This window comes from Pseudomonas sp. JR33AA (genome assembly GCF_021378985.1).
In the GTDB taxonomy this organism is placed as follows: domain Bacteria; phylum Pseudomonadota; class Gammaproteobacteria; order Pseudomonadales; family Pseudomonadaceae; genus Aquipseudomonas; species Aquipseudomonas alloputida.
Genome location: NZ_JAJSAW010000004.1, coordinates 116,235 through 137,372, shown reverse-complemented (window position 1 = coordinate 137,372; position 21,138 = coordinate 116,235). Strand labels below are relative to the sequence as shown.

At 64.3% G+C, this 21,138-nt stretch carries 19 protein-coding genes; 1 reads left to right on the top strand and 18 read right to left on the bottom strand.

All coding sequences use genetic code 11. The features are described 5' to 3' along the window. Nucleotides 1–5: 5 nt before the first annotated feature. From LVS58_RS08770 to msuE, 7 genes are all read right to left on the bottom strand, one after another. On the bottom strand, nt 6–1,331 hold the full coding sequence (locus tag LVS58_RS08770; protein WP_233690733.1) for an ABC transporter substrate-binding protein: 1,326 nt from the start codon (nt 1,329–1,331) through the stop codon (nt 6–8). Between the two features lie 67 nt (nt 1,332–1,398). After that, the gene (locus LVS58_RS08765) at nt 1,399–2,466 is read right to left on the bottom strand and encodes a branched-chain amino acid ABC transporter permease (protein WP_233690732.1); all 1,068 of its coding nucleotides are present in this window, start codon (nt 2,464–2,466) and stop codon (nt 1,399–1,401) included. Nucleotides 2,467–2,478: 12 nt separating this feature from the next. Then, nucleotides 2,479–3,360, bottom strand: coding sequence for a branched-chain amino acid ABC transporter permease (locus LVS58_RS08760; protein WP_233690731.1), 882 nt, complete (start codon nt 3,358–3,360; stop codon nt 2,479–2,481). Next, a complete protein-coding gene (locus tag LVS58_RS08755) occupies nt 3,336–4,169 on the bottom strand; it encodes an ABC transporter ATP-binding protein (protein WP_233690730.1) in 834 nt (277 codons plus the stop codon). Before LVS58_RS08755 ends, LVS58_RS08760 begins: the two co-directional genes overlap by 25 nt. A 9-nt stretch (nt 4,170–4,178) precedes the next feature. After that, on the bottom strand, nt 4,179–5,309 hold the full coding sequence (locus LVS58_RS08750; protein WP_233690729.1) for an AMP-binding protein: 1,131 nt from the start codon (nt 5,307–5,309) through the stop codon (nt 4,179–4,181). An 11-nt stretch (nt 5,310–5,320) separates the two neighbouring features. Next, nucleotides 5,321–6,412: a dimethylsulfone monooxygenase SfnG gene (gene sfnG / locus LVS58_RS08745; RefSeq protein WP_233690728.1), complete on the bottom strand. Its 1,092-nt coding sequence runs from the start codon at nt 6,410–6,412 to the stop codon at nt 5,321–5,323. A gap of 26 nt (nt 6,413–6,438) precedes the next feature. Continuing rightward, nucleotides 6,439–6,999 carry an FMN reductase gene (msuE, locus tag LVS58_RS08740; RefSeq protein WP_233690727.1) on the bottom strand — a complete coding sequence of 187 codons (561 nt, stop codon included), beginning with the start codon at nt 6,997–6,999 and terminating at the stop codon, nt 6,439–6,441. 338 nt (nt 7,000–7,337) lie between these two features. On the opposite strand from msuE, the gene LVS58_RS08735 reads away from it, so the two are divergent. After that, nucleotides 7,338–8,576 (top strand): acyl-CoA dehydrogenase family protein, encoded by a 1,239-nt coding sequence (locus tag LVS58_RS08735; RefSeq protein ID WP_233690726.1) that lies wholly within the window; start codon nt 7,338–7,340, stop codon nt 8,574–8,576. A 125-nt stretch (nt 8,577–8,701) separates the two neighbouring features. Here LVS58_RS08735 and LVS58_RS08730 read toward each other — a convergent pair whose 3' ends face one another. The 11 genes from LVS58_RS08730 to LVS58_RS08680 form a co-directional block, all read right to left on the bottom strand. Continuing rightward, nucleotides 8,702–9,088, bottom strand: a complete 387-nt coding sequence (locus tag LVS58_RS08730; RefSeq protein ID WP_020193806.1) for a hypothetical protein — start codon at nt 9,086–9,088, stop codon at nt 8,702–8,704. Nucleotides 9,089–9,097: 9 nt separating this feature from the next. Beyond that, a complete protein-coding gene (locus tag LVS58_RS08725) occupies nt 9,098–10,330 on the bottom strand; it encodes an SfnB family sulfur acquisition oxidoreductase (RefSeq protein WP_233690725.1) in 1,233 nt (410 codons plus the stop codon). Nucleotides 10,331–10,577: 247 nt separating this feature from the next. After that, nucleotides 10,578–11,927 (bottom strand): OprD family porin, encoded by a 1,350-nt coding sequence (locus LVS58_RS08720; RefSeq protein WP_233690724.1) that lies wholly within the window; start codon nt 11,925–11,927, stop codon nt 10,578–10,580. 284 nt (nt 11,928–12,211) lie between these two features. Next, the gene (locus LVS58_RS08715; RefSeq protein ID WP_233690723.1) at nt 12,212–12,988 is read right to left on the bottom strand and encodes an ABC transporter ATP-binding protein; all 777 of its coding nucleotides are present in this window, start codon (nt 12,986–12,988) and stop codon (nt 12,212–12,214) included. A 116-nt stretch (nt 12,989–13,104) separates the two neighbouring features. After that, nucleotides 13,105–14,439 carry an ABC transporter substrate-binding protein gene (locus LVS58_RS08710; RefSeq protein ID WP_233690722.1) on the bottom strand — a complete coding sequence of 445 codons (1,335 nt, stop codon included), beginning with the start codon at nt 14,437–14,439 and terminating at the stop codon, nt 13,105–13,107. A 59-nt stretch (nt 14,440–14,498) separates the two neighbouring features. Further along, nucleotides 14,499–15,839 carry an ABC transporter substrate-binding protein gene (locus tag LVS58_RS08705; protein WP_233690721.1) on the bottom strand — a complete coding sequence of 447 codons (1,341 nt, stop codon included), beginning with the start codon at nt 15,837–15,839 and terminating at the stop codon, nt 14,499–14,501. A 78-nt stretch (nt 15,840–15,917) separates the two neighbouring features. Continuing rightward, nucleotides 15,918–16,982 carry a branched-chain amino acid ABC transporter permease gene (locus tag LVS58_RS08700; RefSeq protein WP_233690720.1) on the bottom strand — a complete coding sequence of 355 codons (1,065 nt, stop codon included), beginning with the start codon at nt 16,980–16,982 and terminating at the stop codon, nt 15,918–15,920. Nucleotides 16,983–16,986: 4 nt separating this feature from the next. Next, nucleotides 16,987–17,868 carry a branched-chain amino acid ABC transporter permease gene (locus LVS58_RS08695; protein WP_233690719.1) on the bottom strand — a complete coding sequence of 294 codons (882 nt, stop codon included), beginning with the start codon at nt 17,866–17,868 and terminating at the stop codon, nt 16,987–16,989. Then, nucleotides 17,865–18,635 (bottom strand): ABC transporter ATP-binding protein, encoded by a 771-nt coding sequence (locus LVS58_RS08690; protein WP_233690718.1) that lies wholly within the window; start codon nt 18,633–18,635, stop codon nt 17,865–17,867. Before LVS58_RS08690 ends, LVS58_RS08695 begins: the two co-directional genes overlap by 4 nt. Next, on the bottom strand, nt 18,632–19,603 hold the full coding sequence (locus LVS58_RS08685; RefSeq protein WP_233690717.1) for an AMP-binding protein: 972 nt from the start codon (nt 19,601–19,603) through the stop codon (nt 18,632–18,634). The genes LVS58_RS08690 and LVS58_RS08685 overlap by 4 nt, the downstream gene beginning before the upstream one ends. 20 nt (nt 19,604–19,623) lie before the next feature. Further along, entirely contained in the window at nt 19,624–21,033 is a 1,410-nt protein-coding gene (locus tag LVS58_RS08680) for an LLM class flavin-dependent oxidoreductase (RefSeq protein ID WP_233690716.1), read from the bottom strand. Nucleotides 21,034–21,138: the final 105 nt, after the last annotated feature.

Sequence of the window (21,138 nt, the reverse complement as noted above, 5' to 3'; positions counted from 1 at the left end):
CACGCTCAGCCTTCCTGGCTGCAATCACGCGGGGTAATACCCTTTTCCTTGGCATATTGATGCGACGAGGCCTCGATGATCGGCCGCAAGAACGCGCGGTCGGCCTGTACCCAGTCGCTGATCAGTTTCCACTTCTGCCCGTCCCACTGCTGGAAGCGCACCGCGCCACCGCCTTCATGGTCGGAGCAGGACAGTTTCAGCGGCTGCACCAGCCCCTTGGCGCCGAGTGCCTGCAGGCGGGTATCGTCCAGGTTCAGGTGTTCGAAGCCCCAACGCACCTGCTCGCCACTCAGCGGTTGCCTGCCGAACTTCTCCTGAGCCAGACGCAACGCCTCGACGTTGAGGATGCCGTTGACCACGCCGAGGTTGTAGTACACCGTGCCGAAGCGCTTCGGATCGGCCAGGTCGCCTTGACCCTTGTCCACCACCGCCTGTTTGATGCCCTGCAGCACCGGGAACTCGGTACCGGACGGATGCGTGGTGATGGCAATGAAGCCCTTGGCTGCAGCGCCGGCAGGCGCCGCATCTTCCTCGGAATTGCTCCAGATATTGCCAATGATGCGGTCGGCAGGGAAACCGACCTTCTGCGCGGTCTTCAGCGCCACCGGGTTCATCACGCCCCAACCGCGCAGGATGACCCAGTCCGGCTTCAGGCGGCGGATGTTCAGCCACTGTGATTGTTGCTCGTTGCCGGGGTGCGGTACCTCCAGCAGGCTCAACTCAAAACCGTACTTGTCCGCCAGGGCCTGCAGCACCTCGTTGGTTTCCTTGCCATAGGGCGAACCGTGAAAGAGCGTGACGATCTTCTTGCCCTTGAGCCCCTGCTCGCCGCCTGACTGTTGAGCGATCCAGTTGACGATGGCCGATACCTCGGAATAGGGATTGAGCTGCAGCGGGAAGACGTAAGGGAATACGCTGCCGTCGGTGGAGTCGGTACGCCCATGGTTGATGGTGATCAGCGGCAGCTTGTCGGCCGTGGAGCGCTCCAGGGTGGCATACGCGATACCCACCGACAGCGGATTGGTGGCGGCAGCCGGTGCGCCGTTGAGCCCACCCTTGAGGCGCTCGTAGCATTCCACCCCCTTCTCCACGACGTATTCAGTCTCGCACTCGCTCCAGGTCAGCTTGACGCCATTCACGCCGCCTTCGGCGTTGACGTACTTGAGGTAATCGATAAAACCACCGAAGAAACCGGTACCACCTGCGGCATAGGGGCCAACGCGGTAGCTCTGCAGGGGGAAATACTGTTCGTTGGCCGCGTGCACGTTGAGTGCGCCGGCAGCTAAGCTTACGGCCAGCGCCAGGCGGCCGAGGACGGATCGGGTCGACATCGTGGTTATCCTTTACAAATCAGTGGGCAGTGACATAAGGCGGGCGAAGCCCGGTGCGAAGGTTCGCTCAGTAGCGCAACGGCCAACGCCGAGCGCGCTCGCGAAAGCGTTGCCAGAGGCGCGCCAGGCCCTCCGGTTCCCTGATCAGGAAGATGATGATCAGCGTGCCGAAGGCAATCTTCTGCAGGTTCTCTATCTGCCCGGCGTCGATCAGCCCAGTCGGCAGCAATCCGGCCAGGTTCGACAGCAGCACCGGGAACAGCACGATGAAGGCGGCGCCCAGGAAGTTCCCGAGGATGCTGCCCAGGCCGCCAATAATGATGATGAACAGGATCTGGAACGAGCGGTTCAGGTCGAAGCCGTGTGGCTCCACCGTGCCCAGGTAGGTGAAGGCCCAGAGCGAACCGGCCACGCCGAGGTAGAAGCCGCTGATGGCAAAAGCCAGCAGTTTGGTCTTCAGCAGGGGGATGCCGATCACTGCGGCGGCGGTGTCCATGTCGCGCACCGCCATCCAGTTGCGCCCCAGCTCGCTGCGCACCAGGTTGGCGCCCAGCCAGAAAAGCGCGCTGACCACCGCCAGGGTCAGCAGGTAACGCCCGGCCGGCGACGAAAAGTCATACCCGGCCATCAGCAGCGGCGGCGCACTGATCACCCCCGAGGCACTGTCGTTGCTGAACCAACTGAAGCGGGTCAGCGCCCATGGCACGAAGAACTGCGCCGCCAGTGTCGACACCAGCAGATAGAAACCCTTGATGCGCAGGCTCGGCAGGCCGAACACCACGGCCACCAGCGCCGCCACCAGGCCGCCGAGCAGCAGGCTGGCGAGCAGCGGCAGCCACGCCACGCGCAGCTCAAGATTATAGGCCGCGAAGGCACCTACTGCCATGAACGCCGCCGAACCCAGCGACAGTTGCCCGGCATAACCGGTCAGCAGGTTCAGCCCGAGGCCGGCCAGCGACAACAGTAGAAATGGAATCAGGATGGCACTGAACCAGTAATCGTTGCCCAGCAGTGGCACACCGATGAAGGCAAACAGGACCAAGGCCGCCAAGCCCAGCCGATCCTGGCGCAGGCGGAAGAATCGACGGTCGTCGGCGTAACGCACGCTGAACTGACCCGCTTCTCGATACAGCATGATCGACGCTCCTCAGACTCGCTCGATGGCGCGCTCGCCGAACAGCCCAGCCGGACGCACCAGCAGGAACAGCAGGGCCAGCACATAGGGAAACCAGTTTTCGATGCCGCCGCCGATGAGCGGCCCGAAATACACCTCGGCGAGCTTCTCCGAAGCGCCGATGATCAGGCCGCCGACGATCGCCCCGCTGATCGAGGTAAAGCCGCCGATGATCAGCACCGGCAGGGCCTTGAGCACCACCAGCGAGAGCGAGAACTGCACCCCCAGGCGTGCGCCCCAGAGCAGCCCGGCCACCAGCCCGACGAACCCGGCCACCGCCCAGACCACCGCCCACACCCTCGGCAGGCGGATACCGACGCTCATCGCCGCGCGGGGATCGTCGGCCACCGCACGCAGCGCCAGGCCGATGCGCGTGCGGTTGAACAGCAAGGACAGAAGCACCACCAGGGCCGCCGCCGTTGCGGCGGCGAACAGGTCGAACTGCGACAGCAGCAGACCGCCCAGCTCCAGCGGCGCGTCGCTGATGGCCAGCTCCAGGCCGTGAACCTGGGCCCCCCACAAGGCCTGGGCGGCGCCCTCGATGATGTAGGCCAGGCCGAGCGTGGCCATGAACAGGGTTATCGGCGAACGCCCGACCAATGGCCGCAGTACCGCCCGTTCGATCAGCAGCGCCAGGGCGATCATCGTCGCCAGGGTGACGAGAAAGGACAGCCAGAACGGCACGCCGCGCTCCAGCAGGCTGACGAAGGTCAGCGCGGCGAACAGCACCATCGCCCCCTGGGCGAAGTTGAACACACCGCTGGCCTTGTAGATCAGCACGAAGCCGATGGCCACCAGGGAGTACATCACCCCCGCCAGCAGGCCGCCGATCAGCACTTCGAAAAAGAATTCCATGTAGCGCTCCTGTGTGGGAACAGCCCCGCGTCGGCTGCCGGGCGGACACCCAGGTAGGCAGCGATCACGTCGGGGTTACGGCGAACCTGCTCGGGGGAGCCGTCGCCGATCTTGCGGCCGTAATCGAGCACCACCACATGGTGGGAAATGCCCATGACCACGCCGATGTCGTGCTCGATCAGCACCACCGTCATGCCGAACTCGCGGTTGATCTCGACGATGAAGCGGCTCATCTCGCGCTTCTCCTCGGCATTCATCCCGGCCATCGGCTCGTCGAGCAGCAGCAGGCGCGGCTCGGCGGCCAGCGCACGGGCCAGCTCGACCCGCTTCTGCAGGCCATAGGGCAAGGTGCCAACGATTTCGTCACGCCACGGCTGGATGCGCAGAAACTCGATCACCCGCTCGGCGGCAGCACGCTGGCGATTGTCCTCGCCTGGTGCGCGGCCGATGCGCAACGCCTGCTCCAGCCAGGCACTACGGCGTTTGAGGTTGCGCCCGGTGAGCACGTTGTCGAGCACGCTCATGCCCTTGAACAGCGCGATGTTCTGGAAGGTGCGGGCGATGCCGCCGCGTGCCGCTGCATGTGGGTGCATCACCCGACGCTGCTGCCCGGCGAACCGAATACACCCCTGCTGCGCCCGGTAGACGCCATTGATGATGTTCAGCAGCGAGCTCTTGCCCGCGCCATTGGGCCCGATCAGCGCACAGATCTCGCCTTCGGCGACGCTGAAGCTGATGTCGCTGATGGCCTTCACGCCCTTGAACGACAGGCTGATGCCCTCCAGTTCCAGCAACGGGGAATTCGACATGAACGCTCCTCAGACGGACTGAGCCCGGCTTTGCGACCGAGCAGCGAGGGATGAACGAGGGCTGCGCACGGCCTGCCAGCAGGGCGCCTCCAGCCAGATGCGCGGCGCCACCCCAAGCACGGCGAAAAACGCCTGCACCTCGCCAGGCAGGGCCTCACCGACCAGCAGCGGCACCCGGGTACGGCTCAGGCCCAGCACATCACGCAGCGGCCGACGCAGCAACACGTGGCCAAGGCTGTTGCGCAGCAACCCACCGCGCGCGTCCAGTGCCCAGTCCAGCCAGCGACGCAGCAGGCTGCCCGGCAGCGGTAGGCGCTGCTGCGCCAGCGCATACAGGCGGCCGTAGCTGTCATGGGTGCCGAGTACCAGGGTCGGGCCGAGTTCACGGCGGTCGGTGTCGCGGGTCGCCAGGCTCTCCGGAAAGTTCATCCGGAAGCCTGCCAGCAGCCAAGGCGCCAGCAGGTAGCGGGCCTGGCCGCTGGTGGCGAAGTTGCGGGAGGCCAAGCCTTCCTCGGCCGCCGTCAGGTGCTCCTGTTCGACCAGCCGACGCCCCTCGGCCAGCAACTCGGCATGGCTAAGCCCGTGCTGCTGAACCTGGCCACCGGCACCCAGCCGGTGAAAGCTGAACGCCAGGCGCTCGCTGTGCGCCTGGACCGCCAAGGCAGGATCGGGCAACTGCGCGGCCAGACGAGCGTAATTCGGCACGCCGGACTCCGCCAGGCCACGGCCATCGGCGTAGAACAGCAACGCCGGCACATGACCGCTCGCCAGCACCCGCTCGACCTCCTCCTGGCCTTCGGCGAAGACGAAACCGACCTGCAGTTCACGCAACAGCATCCGTTGCTCCGCGTCCGGCATCAGCGGATCGAGGAGTGCTGCGACGCCGCCCAGCCACTGCGCCGCCAGGCTTGCCAGCAGCGCCTCAGGGCGCGGCCGGCTGACGATCAGCAGACTGTCGCCGGCCGCGAAGCCGGCCTCGCGCAGCCCGGTGGCCAGGCTCTGCACCTCGCCCAGCAGTTGTGCCCAGCTGCGCGCCTGCCACAAGCCTAGGCGCTTGTGGCGCAATGCAATTTCCGACCCGCGTTGATGTGCCTGGGCCAGCAAGCTGGCCGGCAGGTTGTCGGCGAACGCCTCATGCATGGCAGCGCACCTCAGGCCACAGCGAGGGATGCATGCTTCTCCTGCTCCAGCTCGCGCACCAGCGGCAACACATGCTTGCCGAAGTACTCGACCTCTTCCTGGAAGTGCAGGAAGCCGGAGAGGATCAGGTCGACGCCGACCGCCTTGAGCGCGACGATGCGCTGGGCGATCTGCCGTGGCGTGCCGATCAGGTTGGTCTTGAAGCCGTCGTTGTACTGCACCAGGTCTTCGAAGGTCGACTTGGCCCAGTTGCCCTCGCCTTCGGGGCTGGCCGCACCGGCGTTCTTCACTTCGCTGCCGAAGCCGTTGACCGCCTCCGGGTCGGCCTTGGCAATGATCTCCGCCAGCACCGCACGGGCCTCTTCCTCGCTGTCGCGGGCAATGATGAAGGCGTTTACGCCGATCTTCACCGAATGCCCGTTGGCCGCTGCCTTGGTGCGGATATCGTCGACCTGGGTCTTGATGCCCTCGACACTGTTGCCATTGGTGAAGTACCAGTCGGAAACCCTCGAGGCCATGTCGCGCGCGGCCCGCGAGCTGCCGCCCTGGAAGATTTCCGGGTGCGGTTGCTGCAGCGGCTTGGGCTTGAGGGTGTAGTCGTTGAAACGGTAGAAATCGCCGTGGAAGCTGAAGTTGTCCTGCGTCCAGATGCCCTTAAGGGCACGAATGAACTCCTCGGAACGGCGGTAGCGCTCGTCATGGTCCAGCCATGGCTCGCCGATGGCGCGGAGCTCGCCCTTGAACCAGCCGGACACCACGTTGATGGCGATGCGGCCCGCGGTGAACTGGTCGATGCTTGCCAGTTGCTTGGCTGCCAACACCGGCGTCCAGGGTCCGGGCAGGATGGCGGCGATCACCTTGAGTTTTTCGGTGGCAGCCAGCAGCGCGTGGCTAATGGTGACCGACTCGTGCTGGTTGTCAGCGCCATATCCGGCGGTGAAGCGGATTTGCGAAAGCGCGTACTCGAACCCGGAACGCTCGGCAATCTGCGCCAGCTTGCGGTTGTAATCGATGTCCCAATGGGTGCGTTGTTCGATCTTGCTGACGACGAGGCCACCGCTGACGTTGGGCACCCAGTAGGCGAATTTGATCGGTTGGCTCATGGCGATGTCTCCTGTAACTCGGAAAGTCAGGCCGCGCGGGCGACCGGGATATGAAAGAAGGCGCCGACGGTATCGAGTACCCGCTCGATCCGTTCGAACTGCGCAGGGTCAGCCAGGCGCTGATCGTCGAAAGACTCGGCACTGGCGTACAGGCCGTACGGCAGGGTGTGGGCCTGGAAGAAAGCGAATAGCGGGCGCAACTGGTGATCGATCATCAAGGCATGTCGCTCGCTACCACCGGTGGCGGCAAGCACCACGGGCACGCCCTTGAGCGACTGGTGATCGACCAGGTCGAACAGGTGCTTGAACAAACCGGTGTAGGACGCGCGATACACCGGGCTGCCGACCAGTAGCAGGTCGGCTTGTTCGATGGCCTGCAAATGCGGCCGCAGGTCAGCCGAGGCGCTATCGCGCTCCAGCGAACCGGCCAGGCTGGCGGACAGCTCGGCGATGCGCACCCAGTGCACCTCCAGCTTCGGCAACACGGCCGGCAGCCGCTCCACCAGGGCCTGCAGCAGACCATGGGTGCGTGATGGGACCCGCAGGCTGCCGGACACCACCACGATCCTGATAACACGTGCGTTCATGCTCATCCCTCCTCGCCCAGCGGGCATTGCCTGAGGGAGATTCAGCAGCAACCGTGCCAACCCATAAAAACCATTAAATTCAAATACTTGCTCGCTACCGCCAACAGCCTGAACTGTCTTTTGGCCAGCAAGCTGTTGAACCACTGCCCCTCCACCAACAGTTGCCCGGGAAAACGCAACTGCCCGCCCACCAACAGTCATTCAGCAAGCTGTCGGCAAGCGAACAGCCAGCCCCACCAGAAATTTCACAACCCATTGATTTAAAAGACATTCACTGCAAGGCACGAAGTTTGCGAGAGCATCGCCGTCAGCAATCGCATCAATCGAGGAGAACTGCGATGACCGCCCAAGCCCAGCTGCCCCATCTGTCTACCGGTACCCAGTACCAATCCCTTGCCGCCCGCTTCCGCCCCATCTTTACCCGCATCGCCGAATCCAGCGTGGAACGAGAGCGCAACCGCACCCTGCCCCATGAGCCCATCCAGTGGCTCAAGGAAGCCGGCTTCGGCGCCGTGCGCGTGCCCGTCGAGCACGGCGGCGCGGGGGCCTCGCTGCCCCAGTTGTTCCAACTGCTGATCGAACTGGCCGAAGCAGACTCCAACGTGCCGCAGGCGCTGCGCGGGCACTTCGCCTTTGTCGAGGATCGTCTCAACGCCCATGCCAGTGCGCCACAGGATGTCTGGTTCAAACGCTTCGTCGAAGGCGACCTGGTAGGCTGCGCCTGGACGGAGGTGGGCTCGGTGAAGATCGGCGACGTCATCACCCGAGTCTCGCGCCAGGGCGACCAGTGGGTGGTCAACGGCACCAAGTATTACAGCACCGGTAGCCTCTTCTCCGACTGGATCGACCTGTTCGCCCGCCGCGACGACACCGGCGCTGACGTGATCGCGGCCATCCGCACCCGGCAGCCCGGTATCACCCAGAGCGACGACTGGGATGGTTTTGGCCAGCGAACCACCGGCAGCGGCACCTCGGTGTTCGAGAACGCGGTGGTCGAGGAAGAGAACATCATCGACTTCGCCACCCGCTTCAAATACCAGACGGCCTTCTACCAACTGGTGCTGCTCGCCGTCATCGTCGGTTCCGGCCGCGCCGCCGTGCGTGACTTCAGCCAGGAAACCCGCAAGCGCACGCGCGTGTTCAGCCATGGCAATGGCGCAGCGGTAAGCGAGGACCCACAGGTTTTGCAGGTTATCGGCAGGGCCTCCGGGCTGATCTATGCCGCCGAGGCAGGCACCCTGCGCGCCAGCGAGGCCGCGCAGCAAGCCTACCTGGCGCGTTTCGGCAATGACGAAAACGCCGAGCGCAAGGCCAACATCGCCGCCGAACTGGAATCGGCCCAGGCCCAGGTGGCGGCCATCGAAGCGGTGCTACGTGCCACCAGCGACCTGTTCAACACCCTCGGCGCCTCCGGTACCAGCACCACCAAACAGCTCGATCGCCACTGGCGCAACGCCCGTACTGCCGCCTCGCACAACCCGGTGATCTACAAGGAACGCATCATCGGCGACTGGCACGTCAATGGCAGCGAGCCGCCCTATGTCTGGCAGATCGGTGGCGGTGCCAAGCAGTCCTGAAAGCATGGCCTGGGGCACACCCCCAGGCCTCGTCATGACACTGGCGTTCCGCCCGGAACGCCAGAACTATCCAGCGCCGAGTCGCAATGCCAGCACCAGGGCGGTGAGCAACGTCAGGATTCGACTCATGCCTGCGCCCTTTGCTGATCTGCCAAGGCGGCACCGTTGAGGTAGTGGTCGCCGAGCAGTCGCCGTTGAGTGGGCAGTGCCGGTTCGGCGCTGCCCGGCTGTGGACGCGGCAGACTACTGCCGACCAGTTCGAAATGCGTCTGCGCGGCCAGGCGCGCGGCCTCGGCGGCGCCCAAACGAAAAGCGATGGCGGCCGACTGCGAGGCGTCGGCGCGTGCCAGCAACGCGTCGGCGGCATCGATACGGATGCGCAATTCGCCGACTGCAGCGATGACCAGCGCTTCATGGCGTGCACTCTGCCCGCGCAGGTAGTCAAGCAGAGCGGCCTCGACATGACGGGCATGGGCCAGGTCGCCCCGGCCTTGGGAATGGGTGTTGGACATGGCGTGACCTCAGTTCCAGGAATGACGTTGCGGCTTGATGCCGTTGAGCAGTTGATTGCCGACCAGGTGGTACTTCCAGCGCACCGGGTCATGCAGCGTGTGGGTGCGCGCATTGCGCCAGAAGCGATCCAGCCCCTGGCTGGCCAAAACGCTGCGCGTGCCGCCCAGCTCCAGCAGGCGACTGGACGCCTCTAGGGAAATCTCGGTAGACAGCACCTTGGCCTGGCCGACCACCACTGAGGCTTCAGCAACGTGCTCTTCGCTAGGCTCGGCGACGGCGCGATCGACGGCCTCGGCAGCGCGCTGCAAGATCGCCTCGGCCGCCTGCAGGCGCCAGGCCAATTCGCCGATCAGCGCCTGGCCAAGTGGATCCTGCCAGCCATGCTGCAAGCCGCTGTCGACCCAGGGGCGTGCCTGACGCGCCACGCGCAGGGTTTCGGCAAAGGCACCACGGGCGATGCCGGTGTCTACGGCGGCCTGGATGATCTGCGAGATCGGGCCATCAGCGGTTGGCTGGTTGTAGGCCTTCCAGGCCGGTATCACATCGCTCGCTGGCACCCGGACGCCTTCGATACGCACCTGGCCGCTGGCTGTAGTGCGCTGGCCGAAGCCATCCCAACTGTCGATCACCGTCAGGCCAGCGGCATCGCGTGGCACGAAGGCGATGTGCGGGCGGCCCTCCTCGTCGACACCTGCGACAGGGACGATGTGGGCGAACAGCGCCCCCGTGCAGTAGGCCTTCTCGCCATCTAGCACGGCGCTGTCGCCGTCGAAGCGGATCTGCGTCTGGAAGGTGGTGACGTACTGGCTGCGCGCCTCGGAAAAGGCGTTACCGAAACGGTAGCCTTGCAGCACCTTGGCGTAGTAGCGGCGCTTCTGCGCCTCGCTGCCGGTCAGGCCGAGGTTGCTGAGCACACCAAAGTGGTTCTGCGGCAACTGGCCGAGTGATGAGTCGGCGGCGGAGATGGTCGCGATCACCTCGCTGAGGGTGACATAAGACACCCCGGCGCCGCCGTGCGCCTTGGGCACACTGATCGCCCACAGACCGCTTTCGGAAAAGCGCTCCAGTTCCTCCCAGGGCAGCCGCCGCTCGCGATCACGCCAGGCCGCCTCACGGGCAAAATCCTCGGCCAAGCGCTGCGCCACCTCGATGGCTTCGGCGTCGCTACGGATGATCTGTGCCGGGCGCCGTGGCGCCGAGCTGACCTGCTCACGCAGATCGGCGGGTTGTGACTGGGTCATGTGTTGCTCCAAGCGTGATGGATTCCCCAGGGCTAGTGCACAGCCCGTACCAACCAGGAAAATCCTTCATATTCAATGGGTTGACGTGCAATCCAGATAATCGGAAAAGCACCTGTGGCGGCAAACTGTGGATTGGCTGTTGCCGGGCGGACACTTGCCTCAGAACCTGCCGACCGCTCCTCGCCTGTTTTTGCCAGGCCGCCATCGGTGTTGCATGGCGGTATCTCGCGAGACCGTTAGCTGGTGCTCAGAGGCTGATATCCAGCGGGTACTGGACGATCAGCCGCAGTTCGTCGACATTGGACTCGGCGACGTGATCGCCACCGACGCGGTGGGTGGCCTGCATCAGGTTGAACGAGAGGTCCTTGGCCGGCCCACTCTGCAGCACGTACTTCAGCCACAGGTTGCGCTCCCAGTGGCGGCCGTCCTCGGTTCCATTGAAGTAGCTGTAAGCGCCACCGGCGCGCGTGCCGTCGATGTCGGTACCGCGTACGTAGCGGGCCGTCAGGCTCAGCCCAGGGACGCCAAGCGGGGCGAAGTCATAGTCGTAACGGGCTTCCCAGGCTCGCTCATTGGGGTTGTTGAAGTCGGAAACCTGCGAGGCGGCATCCAGCTGCAGGTCATAGGTGTTCCACACGTAGTCGAACGGCGTGTCGCCATCGATGCGCGTGTAGGACAGCTTGAAGCCATGAGCGCCAGCGGCCAGACCGGCATGCACGCTCCATGAGTCGTTGTCGATCTGGCCGGCCAGCGCCTGGCCGCTGTCACGGGTGCGGTAATAATTGAGGCCGGTCTTCAGGCTCAGCTCGCTACCCAGCGGCTGCACATGGTCGACGCTGAAGAACGACTGGTTCCATACGTCGTCGAGGCGGCTGCTGTGCAGGCGCAAGGTGAGCTGGTCGTTGAACCGGTAATCGCCACCCAGGTACACCACATCGTTGGCCCCCTTGATACGCCCGGCATAGACGGTGCCGAGATCACCACGGTGGTTGCTGGCGTTGCGGTCGCTGCTCGACTCCAGCTTGCCGCCCTGCAGGCTCAGGCCATCCAGCGAGTTGTTGTTGAAGATGAAGCCGCGCAGCGTCTGCGGCAGCAGGCGAATGTCGCTGGCGTGCAGCACCGGGCTGGTCGGGCTGACGTCGCCATAGCGCAGCTCGGTGTCGAAGGCGCGCACCTTGAGCGCGGTGCCAACCTTGCCGTAGCTGTCCTTCGGCTCGCCATCGAAGTTGCTCCCCGAGCGCGACACGATGCCAGGCACACCGACACCATTGCCGACCGCCCCATTGCCGCCATCGAGCTTGAGCCCGACCAGCCCCTGCACATCCACGCCGAAGCCGACAGTGCCACGGGTGAAACCGGATTGCAGATTGGCGATGATGCCGTGGCCCCATTCACGATGCAGGCTCTGCCGCTCGCCATTATTGGGGTTGAGGGTAAAGTCGCCGTTGCGATAGTCCTGGCTGAAGAAGAAATTGCGGTTGAGCACATGGACCCGCGTGCCGTCGATGAAGCCTTCATCATCGCTGTCGGCAAAAGCGGGGCTGGCCAGCAGGATGGCCAGAGAAAGAGCTGTTCTGTAGCAAGCGGTAGAGCGCATGGCAGTGGTCCTTGGAATGACGAGGTAGGCGCCTTTCCAGGCGCTGCAGATCCCGTTGTTCCAACAACCATGCCAACAGAAAAAACCATTGTTATTCAAGCAATTGAACAACTTCCTCAACACTATGACGCACCGTCTGCGAAGCAATCTGCACAACTGCTGTTGCCGGCGCCACAGCGCTTTCGTCAGGGCGAAAAAAACGCGGCCTGGGCCGCGTTGAATGGAACATCACCTACTCAGTAAAAGGCGGTATGACTGCGCCGCTCCACAGCCGTCGCCACCGCTCAGTCAGCCTTGCCGCCCAGGTAGAAATGCTGAATATCTTCCCGCGCGGCCAGCTCGGCAGCACTGCCCTCACCTACCACTCGGCCGTTTTCCAGGATGTAGGCATGGCTCGCATAGCGCAGGGCAACGTTGATGTTCTGCTCGGCCACCAGAAAGCTCACGCCCTCCTGCGCATTGAGCTGGGCGACGATGGCGAAAATCTCCTCGACGATGATCGGCGCCAAGCCCATCGAGGGTTCGTCGAGCAGCACCAGGCGCGGTTTGGTCATCAGCGCGCGGCCGATGGCGAGCATCTGCTGCTCACCACCGGAAGTCAGCCCAGCCTGAGTCTTGCGCTTGGTCTTCAAGCGCGGGAACCAGGCATAGATGCGCTCCAGATCCTGCTCCAGTTGGCGCCGCGTCGGGTTACGCAGGAAGCCGCCACTGCGCAGGTTCTCCTCAATGGTCAGGTGGGCGAACACATGCCGTCCCTCCAACACATGGACGATACCCTGGCGTGCCAGCAGGTTGGCCGCGACACCTGCGGTGTCCTGCCCCTGGAAACGGATATGGCCACGGCTGACCTGCGCCCGGTCAGCCTGCACCAGGCCGGAAATAGCCTTGAGTGTGGTGCTCTTGCCAGCACCGTTGGCGCCTAGCAAGGCGACGATATCGCCCTGCCCGACCCGCAGGGATACACCGGCCACGGCGAGGATCGTGCCGTCGTAGATCACCTCGATGTCCTCCACTGCCAGCAGTTCGCTGCTGACGGCGGCTGGAAGCGTCGCATTGGTCATGGATTATTGCCCTCTGGTCGTCGTTCAGCGGGCGGCGCCTGCCGCCCCCAAGCCTTGAAATGCGTTGCCCGTCCCGGTCGCGGCCAAAGCCCCTGCCACAGCTGGAAAGCGCGCGCTCACGGCGCGTCGCACACGCGGGGCGTCACGCCTTTCTCTTTCGCGTACTCGGCAGCCTTGGTGTCGATCAGGGGGCGCAGGGTGGCATGATCGGCCTGCACCCAATCGGTGATCAGCTTCCACTGCTGGCCATCCCACTGCTGCACCTTGACGGCACCGCCACCCTCGTGGTCGCTGCACGACAGCTTCAGCGGCTGCATCAGCCCCAGGAAACCGATCGCCTTGAGGCGCGCATCGTCGAGGTCGAGGTGCTCCAGGCCCCAGCGCCCTTCCTCGCCATTGAGCGGGCGTGCGCCGAAGTGCTTCTGCGCGGCGCGGATCGCCTCGACGGCGATGGCGGCATTCACCAGGCCGGAGTTGTAGTAGACGCTGCCAAAGCTCTTCGGATCCTTGAGGTCGCTCTTGCCCTTGTCGAGGATGTGTTCCTTGATGCGCTGGTGGATGTCGAAGTCGGCACCGCCCGGATAGGGCGTCAGGGCCAGATAACCCTTGCCCGCCTCGCCGGCTGGCAGCACGTCTTCATTGGAGCTGGCCCAGATGTCGCCAATGATGCGGTCGACCGGGAAGCCGAAGCGCGCCGCGGTCTTGATCGCCACCGGGGTGGACACGCCCCAGGTGCGCAGGAATACCCAGTCCGGCTTGAGCTGGCGCACCTGGCGCCACTGCGAGGCCTGCTCGTTACCCGGGTCGGCGACGGGAATCTGGATGTTCTCGAAGCCGTACTTCTCCGCCAGCAGCTTCAGCGGCCCCTGGGTTTCCCGGCCATAGGCGGAGTCGTGGTAGACGGTGGCAATCTTCTTGCCCTTGAGCTTGTCCAGCCCTCCCTCACGCTCGGCCACGTAGTTGATGAATGCCGAAGCCTCGCTGTAGAAGGTCAGCATCACCGGGAAGTTGTAGGGAAAGACGCGGCCATCGGTGGCCTCGGTACGACCATAGCCGAGGGTGATCAGCGGAATCCGGTCGGCCTCGGCCTTGTCCGCCAGGGCATAGGCAGCCGGCGCACCATTGGGCTGGTAGACCGCCACCGGAGCGCCGTTGAGGCCGTTCTTGAAGCGCTCGTAGCACTCGATGCCCTTCTCGGCCGTCCACTCGGTCTCACACTCCTGCCAGACCAGCTTCACGCCATTGATGCCGCCTTCGACTTCGTTGATGTAGCGTAAGTAATCGATCATCCCGGCCCACACCGGAATGCCGCTGGAGGCATAGGCACCGACTCGGTAGGTGGCTAGCGGGAAGAATTGTTCATTGGCCGCCTGGGCCGCCACCGGCAGCGCGGCGTAGCTCGCAAGCGCCAGGCCGAAGGCGGCGATACTGCGTTTCAGGGTTGCATGCATGGTCTTTCTCCACAGCCGCCCGGCCCACGCGACGGTGGCCGAGCGTAGGTCATAGGGGTTTATTGCTCGTTGGCGCAATCACGCGGGGTGATGCCCTTCTCCTGGGCATAGGCGGCGGACTTGGCCTCGATCAGCGGACGCAAGGTGGTGCGGTCGGCCTGGATCCAGTCGGTCACCAGCACCCATTTTTCGCCGTCCCATTGCTGAACGCGGGCCGCACCACCGCCCTCGTGATCGGAGCAGGACAGCTGCAGCGGTGGCAGCAGCCCTTCGAAGCCACTGGCCTTGAGGCGCGCGGCGTCGATATTCAGATGCTCGAAGCCCCAGCGCGCTTCCTCACCAGTGAGCGGGCGGTGACCAAACTTGCCCTGGGCGGTGCGCAGCGCCTCGACGGCAATCGCGGCATTGATCAGGCCGATGTTGTAGTACACCTTGCCGAAGTAGCGCTTATCCTTCAGGTCGCTCTTGCCGACATCGAGGATGTGCTGGCGCAGGCGCTCGTGAATCTCGAAACCATCGCCACCGGGGAACGGCGCCAGGGCCTGATAGCCCTCGGCCGCCGCGCCGGCAGGAAGCACGTCGGCCTCGGAGCCGGCCCAGACGTCGCCGATGATGCGCTCCACCGGGATGCCGAAGCGCGCGGCCGTCTTTATGCCGACCGGAGTAGACACGCCCCAGGTACGCAGGAACACCCAATCTGGCTTGATCTGCCGCACCTGGCGCCACTGCGCCGACTGCTCATTGCCCGGATCGGCCACCGGAATCTGGATGTTCTCGAAGCCGTATGTTTCCGCCAGCAGCTTCATCGGCGCCTGGGTTTCCCGGCCGTACGCCGAGTCGTGGTAGACGGTGACGATCTTCTTGCCTTTGAGCTTGTCGAAGCCGCCTTCGCGCTCGGCGATGTAGTTGATGCCCACCGAGGCCTGACCGTAGTAGTTCAGCAGCAGTGGGAAGGCATAAGGGAACACGCTGCCGTCGGTAGACTCGGTGCGCCCGCCGGCACCATCGATCAGCGGGATGCGGTCGGCTGCGCCCTTCTCCATCAGCGCATAGGACCCCGGAGTGCTGTGGGTGAAGAAGAACGCCGTCGGTGCGCCATCCTTGCCATCCTTGTAGCGCTCGTAGCACTCGACGATACGGTCGACGTTCCATTCGGTCTCGCACTCCTGCCAGACCAGCTTGACGCCGTTGATGCCGCCTTCCACCTCGTTGATGTAACGGAAATAGTCGATCTCCCCGGCCCACCAGGGAATCCCGCTGGAGGCATAGGCGCCGACCCGGTAGGTGGCCATGGGAATGAACTGTTGGTTGTCGGCGGCCTGGGTGACGACCGGCGACAGGGCCTGGACGCCAATCACGAAGAGGCTGACGAGCAGGTGGCGATGCAAGGGTTTGCGCATAGTGTGAGCTTCTTGTGCTGGGGTGAAAACCTCCTTTCCCGCGGCCGGGTCAAGGTTGATGGAAAGCGGCGGTCGTGCTCAGAATCGCAGCGGCCAGACCCTGATACGTTCGCGCAGGTTGCCGAGCAGGCGTACCAGGCCTTCCGGCTCCTTGATCAGGAACCAGATGATCAGGCTGCCGAAGAGAATCTTCTGCAGGTTCTGCAATTGCCCGGCATCGACGTTGCCGCCGAACAGCCACTGCCCGGCATGGCTGAGCAGAATCGGTGTGAGGCTGATGAAAGCGGCGCCGATGAAATTGCCGGCGATACTGCCCATGCCACCGATGATGATGATGAAGAGGATCTGGAACGAGCGGTTGATATCGAAGCTGCCGGCACTGGACGTGCCCAGGTAGGCGAAGGCCCAGAGCGCCCCGGCGATGCCCAGGTAGAAAGAGCTGACGGCAAAGGCCAGGCGTTTGTAGCGCTCCACTGGAATGCCGATGACCGAGGCGGCGGTGTCCATGTCGCGGATCGCCATCCAGTTGCGCCCAACCTGGCTGCGCACCAGGTTGACCGCGACCCAGGTCAGCAGCACCACGCAGCTCAGGGTCAGCAGGTAGCGACCGACCGGCGAGGCCAGGCTGTGGCCGAACAACTCCAGGCGCGGTGCGCTGATGGTGCCGGACGAGGCATGGTTGTAGAACCAGGGAAACTTGGCGAACACCCACTCGAGGAAGAACTGCGCAGCCAGCGTGGTGACCATCAGGTAGAAACCCTTGATCCGCGAGCTGGGAATGCCGAACAGCAAGCCGACCAGGCCGGCAATCAGCCCACCGCCGATCAGCGCCAGCGGCAAAGGGAGCCCGGGCACCCGCAGCAGCAGACCGTAGGTGGCGAAGGCGCCCACCGCCATGAAGCCGGCGGCACCGACCGAGGTCTGCCCGGTGTAGCCGGTCAGCACGTTCAGCCCCAGCCCGGCCAGCGACAGCACCAGGAAGGGTATCAGGATCGCGTTGAGCCAGTAGTCGTTGCCCAGCCAGGGCAAGCCGACAAAGGCCACCAGCAGCAACAACGGCAGGCCCACTGGCCAGCGACGGCGCACCAGGGTCAGCGGCGCCTCGTCGAAGCCGGCGCCCAAGCGTGAAACGGTAGCGGTCATTGCGTCATACCCGTTCGATGGCCCGGTCGCCGAACAGGCCGGCCGGACGGATGTAAAGGAATATCAGGGCGAGGAAATAAGCGAACCAGGGCGTGATGCCGCCGCCGATCAGTGGGCCGATGTAGGCTTCGGCGAGGTTCTCGGCGGCGCCGACGATCAGCCCGCCGACGATGGCTCCGCCAATCGAGGTGAAGCCGCCGATGATCAGCACCGGCAGCGCCTTGAGCACGACCAGCGAGAGCGAGAACTGCACCCCCTGGCGCGCCCCCCAGAGCAGCCCGGCCACCAGCCCGACCATGCCGGCCACGGCCCAGACGATCTGCCAGATGCGGTTGAGGTTGATGCCCAGCGACAGCGCCGCGCGGGTATCGTCAGCCACCGCACGCAAGGCCACACCGATGCGGGTTGTGTTGAACAGCAACGCCAGCACCGCCACCAACAAGGCGGAAACGCCAGAGGCGACCAGGTCGAACTGGCTGATCATCAGTTCGCCGACGAACAGCGGGACGTCCTCGATGCCCAGATCCAGCGCACGTACCTGGGCGCCCATCAAGCCTTGGGCCAGGCCCTCGATGATGAAAGACAGGCCAAGGGTGGCCATGAACAGGGTGATCTGCGAGCGATTGACCAGGGGCCGCAGCACCAGGCGCTCGATCGACAGCGCGCCGACGATCATCACCAGTACGGTTAGGGCCAACGCCAGGGCGATCGGCAGGCCCTGCTCGTGGAGGCTAACGAAGGTCAGCGCAGCAAACAGCAGCATCGCGCCCTGGGCGAAGTTGAACACGCCGCTGGCCTTGTAGATCAGCACGAAGCCGATGGCCACCAGCGAATACAGGGTCCCGGCGAGCAAGCCGCCGATCAAGGTCTCCAGGAAGAAGTTCATCCGTGCGGCGCTCCCAGGTAGGCGGCGATCACATCGGGATTGGCCTGCACTTCGGCCGGTGTGCCATCGCCGACCTTACGCCCGTAGTCCAGCACCACCACATGGCTGGACAGCCCCATGACCACCTGAATGTCGTGTTCGATGAGAATCACCGTGGTGCCGAGATCACGGTTGATATCGGCGATGAAGCGGCTCATGTCCTGTTTCTCTTCGGCGTTCATCCCCGCCATCGGCTCGTCGAGTAGCAGCAGGGTCGGCTGCGCGATCAGCGCACGCCCCAGCTCAACGCGTTTCTGCAGGCCATAGGCCAGGCTGCCCACGGCAACATCGCGCCAGGGTTGCAGCTCGAGGAACGCCAGCACCTGCTCGGCGCGCTCGGCAAAAGCCCGGGCCTCGCGCCGGGCACGTGGCAGGCCCAGCGCCTGTTCGAGAAAGAAACTGCGCTGGAAACGCGACAGACCGGTGAGCAGGTTGTCCAGCACACTCATTTTCTTGAACAGCGCATTGTTCTGGAAGGTACGGCCGATCCCCAGCCGCGCCGCCTGCAGCGGGTGCGGCCGGCGCAACGGCTCGGTGGCGAAGAACAGCTGGCCGGCATCGGCCCGGTAGACGCCATTGAGGATATTCAGCAGCGAGCTCTTGCCGGCGCCATTTGGCCCGATCAGGGCGCAGATCTCGCCGCGCCTGACGCTGAAGGACAAGTCGGAAATCGCCTTCACGCCCTTGAACGACAGCGACACGTTGCGCACCTCCAGCAAAGCACTCATGCCGCGCGCTCCTGATATTCGTGCAGCCATGACAAGCGTGCCGGGCCTTGTAGCGCCACGCTGACAGATGTATTTGGCACCTCGATCCGACGCACGCGATGGAAGCCGAGCAGACGCCGCACCCGCTGCTTCAGCCAGCGACGCAAGCCCCGGTGTGGATTCTCCAGCGTCCAGTCACACAGACGCCGTCGCCAACTGCCTGGTGGCGCCAGGCGGGCATCGATTTCGTCAGCCAGCGCCTGGGCTCCCGCAGCGGACAACAACAACCCGGTCGGGGCGATTTCGCGGCGATCGCGACCAGCAGACTCGCTAGTCTCCGGGAAGGCTAGAGCTTCGCCATGTTGCAACCAGCGGCGCAGCAAATGCCCCAATCCCTCACTCCATTCGGTGCCCTCAACGATCCACAGCACGTCATCGCCTGCGACCTGCGCCCAACCCTGGCGCTGCGCCACCGGCGCCTCGCCGACAAACAGCGTCGACAGCGGCTGCACCTGCCACAAGCCGTTGCTCACGGCATTGGCCTGGGCGGAAAACAAACGCAGTGGCCACAGTTCGGCAAGGCCGCTACCCAACCAGTGCGACACGTCTTCACGGCGCTGAACGAAGGCGAACGACGCATGTGCCTGGCGCAGTTGCCGTTGCAGGTCATCGCCACGGCTGTCGCGGCCAATCACCAGGCTCTGGCCGCCAAGCTGGTGGGCGGCCAACGCCAGCATCAGCAGGCTCGGCTCGAAGGCACCGCTCAATGCCAGTCGCGCGCCAGGGGTGAAACCCTGCTGGCGCAAGCCATCGGCAACCCGATCGACCTCGCGCAGCACATCGATCCAGCGCCAGGCCTTCCACGCACCGAGACGGCGATGACGCAGGGCGATTTGTGTCGGGCGTTCTCTGGCCCAACGTTGCAGCGCCGTCAGGGCGCTGTCGGCCACTATGTCGGGCAACGGCGGATAGCGTTCATGTATGCTCATGCGATGACTCCTCTGCCGATTCAGGCCGGCACTGCCGGGCCGACACTGACGTATTCGCGTTGCTGATTGAGGTCGCGATAGCCGGCGCCAGGATGGTTGGCGGGCAGTCGCGGGCCATCACCGAACAGCTTCTCGCGCAAGGTTCCGGAACGATATTCGGTCTTGTACACGCCGCGTTTCTGCAACTCGGGCACCAACAGGTCGACCACATCGCGGAAGGTTTCGTGGGCCAGGACGTAAGCCAGGTTGAAGCCGTCCACGTCGGTTTCCTCGACCCAGGCCTGCAGCTCGTCGGCGACGGTCTGCGCACTGCCGACGATCAACGGGCCGAAGCCGCCAATACCGACCCAATCGGCCAGTTCCTGCACCGTCCATTGCTTGTCGGGGTCGGCGGTGGAAAAGGTTTCCACTGCCGACTGAATGGCATTGGTATGGATATGCTTGAGCACCTGGTCGGGCCGATACTGACCGAAGTCGATACCCGTCCATCCCGAGATAAGCGCCAGCGCACCTTCGTAGCTGCTATATGACGCGAGCTCCTGCCACTTGGCCTGAGCCTTGGCGTCGGTCTCGTCGACGATCACCGTCTGCAGGTTGAAGATCAGCACCTTGCGTGGATCACGCCCGGCCTCGGCAGCGCGACGGCGGATGTCGGCCACGGTTTTCTTCAGGATCACCTTGGACGGTGCGGCGACGAACACGCACTCGGCGTGCCCGGCTGCGAAGTCCTTGCCACGGCTCGACGCCCCCGCCTGATAGAGCACCGGTGTGCGCTGTGGCGAAGGCTCGCAGAGGTGGATGCCGGGCACCTGAAAGTGCTTGCCCTGGTGGCGGATCTCATGAACCTTGTTCGGATCGCTGAAAATGCCGCGCTCGCGATCCCGCAGCACAGCGCCCTCTTCCCAGCTCCCTTCGAACAGCTTGTAGAGCACTTCAAGGTATTCATCGGCGTAGTCGTAGCGCGCATCGTGGTCGCTCAGCGCCTTCTGCCCGAGGTTGCGCGCGCCGCTGTCGAGGTAGGAGGTAACGATGTTCCAGCCGATGCGCCCCTTGGTCAGGTGATCCAGGGTCGACAGGCGCCGGGCGAACGGATAAGGGTGCTCGAAAGTCAGCGAGGCGGTGAGGCCAAAACCCAGGTGTTCGGTAACCAGCGCCATCGGGGTGATCAGCGCCAGCGGGTCATTGACCGGAACCTGGGTCGCCTGGCGGATGGCCGCATCGCCATTGCCGCCCAGCACGTCGTAGATGCCGATCACGTCGGCGATGAAGATGCCGTCAAACTTACCGCGCTCAAGCAACCTGGCCAGGTCCGTCCAGTATTCCAGATCCTTGTATTGCCAGGCGCGATCCCTGGGGTGCCTCCAGAGTCCGGGCGACTGATGGCCGACACAGTTCATCTCGAAGGCGTTCAAACGAATTTCACGTGGCATGGGGGCTCCTGCTCGATAGGCTCGGCACCCTGTTTCGGCGCCTTTCAATGCTCTATCAACACAATTCATGCCAATAAATATTTTCTTTATTTACAAGGGCATAGA